This window comes from Flavobacterium sp., from assembly GCF_023151265.1.
Taxonomy (GTDB): Bacteria; Bacteroidota; Bacteroidia; order Flavobacteriales; family Flavobacteriaceae; genus Flavobacterium.
The window spans coordinates 1-2,215 of the sequence record NZ_JAKLJH010000216.1 but is presented as its reverse complement, the minus strand read 5'-3'; the positions used below and the strand labels follow the sequence as shown (position 1 = coordinate 2,215).

The following is a 2,215-nucleotide window of genomic DNA, read 5'->3' as shown; positions in this document are numbered from 1 at the left end:
AAGTAAAAATGAGCAAGCATTAGATGGGTATAACATCAAAAAAAATCCAGGTTGGTATTATTTGATGTTCGCTGAGACAGGCATTTTCACTGGAGGATGCGAGGGTGAAGGAAAAAGCTCTGGCAAATTTTTTCCCGGAGATTGGGAAAGAATACATTTGGGAATTAGCTCCAAGTGAATATGGAAGTCAAACTTATTTTTCCGTATTAAATGGGAGTAAAACTGTAAAAGTTAAATATCGGGTATTAACAGACGATTGCAAATTTTCTATAAGATACCCAACTCTTTGCAATGGATTTCTTGATGTTGCCAATACATCAAACTGTAAGGATGAAAAGAACCAAAGCTTGCAAGGGAGTCAAATCGAACAATCGCTTGGGGTAGTGTCATGTGTGTTTTCATCAAACCATTCATCTGCTACAAGTATATCAGGCAATCATCAGAAATATAATATAGCTACTACAAATTGTAAATTATTATTTTCGATAGAATATCAGTAGAGGAGTTTAATGGATATGAAAATTAAAATTATTTATTTAATATTATTATTTTCAGCCCAAATCGAGTTAGTCAGTGAAGAAAGTAGAGACTGGAATTTTGAACGTCCTTCTGGTTCAGATAAGTTTGAAATTAGAAATTGTAACACAGCCGGAGCTTATAGCGATTTCCTTACCCGCATCACATTTTACGGGGATAGCCGTTTGGATTATGCTGATGACCCTATGACAGGTGGGAAGAATCTACTCTGGTATATAAACAATGGAATTGATGGAAGTGATTCGTATAACCTACCAAATTTTGGAATTCAAAACAATCTGTGGGCGAGAAAAATATGAGATACGTCAGGCAATACATATTTCTTCTTGTGATTCTTGCAATTGCTATTTCCTGTGGACATGATGAGCAAAACTCAAAAGTAAAAAAAGAGGTCGATCTATTCGTCTTTTTAACTTCCTTCGGGATTTTAGCTGGTGTTCCAATTGGATGCGAGGGACAGGTAAAAGGTCAGGCAGATTTTATTCCAGAGCCCGGAATGGAGATGACAATTGAGCTTAATGGCCTTGTTTCTAGAGCCTTTCGCTTGCAAAATATACAAAATAAAAATGTAAATATAACCTATATACCAATAGATGCAAACTGTATTTTTCATCATTATGGATACGACTTTTGTAATGGTCTTTTCAAAACATTTCCAACATCCATAAAATGTTTTAATGCGAACCAATCAGATTTTAATAATTCAGATTTTATAAATTTTACGATGGCTGATGGCCCAAAAACTTGTAAAATAGACTTAACCAATATTCCTACAACTATCGGAGTATTCCATATTGGCATCAACTATAAATCACCAGCTACTAAATGTAAAATTTCAGTTTTAATTCAATATGAATAAGGAGCTAATTTAAATGCTTAGAATTATATTTTTAATTTTATCCCCCATATTTTTGTTATCTGCCGAAGCTATTCCCGGAAAAAATAACTTTGATTACGAGCGTCCTGCCGGTGATATTTCCGAAAAAGGATGTAACACTTTATCTCAATACTCCTCCGATCTAACCCGTATCACATTTTACGGGGATAGCCGTTTAGACTATGCTGATGACCCTGTGACAGGTGGAAAAAATCTACTCTGGTATATAAACAATGGAATTGATGGAAGTGATTCGTCTAACGTACCAAATTTTGGAATTCAAAATTTTGGGCAAAGCACTTGGCGAACCGACCAAGTAAATGAACATCTATCTAAATGCATTAATAATGAAAATTACAAAACTTCTAAGCGTTTCGTTGTCAACATCGGTGGAAACGATTGGTTTATATCTTCTACATTCATCATCGCTAATCCGTGGATTGCAGTTGGAACTGCACTTTGGGTAGAGAATAATGTGAGGGGAATTGTAGGGAAGCTAAAGCAGAGGGCAAGCATGAACAATGGAAAATTTGAGATACTGCTACTTGGAAACTACCACGGAATCGCAGGTACATTTATTGGACATGATAAAAATTTTCTGGAAGGAGCCAGTAATGTCATGACAATAACAAATGCGGGAATCATGTATTCAAATAACGTCTATAAAGAGATTGCAGAACAAAATCAAATTCATTATTTAGATACTACTGCCGTTATGCGTGACCCGATTAATCCGAATAGTGCAGACCCGCAGTTGATGTTGCCAGATTTGCTACATCCAAATCATGCAGGCTTTCAAAA

3 protein-coding genes are annotated in these 2,215 nt (G+C 35.6%); all 3 read left to right on the top strand.

Translation table 11 applies throughout. From position 1 onward, the window contains the following. The first annotated feature begins 515 nt into the window (after window positions 1-515). Window positions 516-836 carry a hypothetical protein gene (locus tag L6Q46_RS13695; protein ID WP_291284777.1) on the top strand — a complete coding sequence of 107 codons (321 nt, stop codon included), beginning with the start codon at window positions 516-518 and terminating at the stop codon, window positions 834-836. Further along, window positions 833-1,396 carry a hypothetical protein gene (locus L6Q46_RS13690; RefSeq protein ID WP_291284776.1) on the top strand — a complete coding sequence of 188 codons (564 nt, stop codon included), beginning with the start codon at window positions 833-835 and terminating at the stop codon, window positions 1,394-1,396. Before L6Q46_RS13695 ends, L6Q46_RS13690 begins: the two co-directional genes overlap by 4 nt. Window positions 1,397-1,409: 13 nt before the next feature. After that, window positions 1,410-2,215 (top strand): SGNH/GDSL hydrolase family protein (locus tag L6Q46_RS13685; protein WP_291284775.1); only part of this gene is annotated, 806 nt, incomplete at its 3' end.

Coding starts and splice junctions, on each gene's coding strand:
- L6Q46_RS13695 (WP_291284777.1), top strand. CDS start 516: ATGAAAATTAAAATTATTTATTTAATATTATTATTTTCAGCCCAAATC.
- L6Q46_RS13690 (WP_291284776.1), top strand. CDS start 833: ATGAGATACGTCAGGCAATACATATTTCTTCTTGTGATTCTTGCAATT.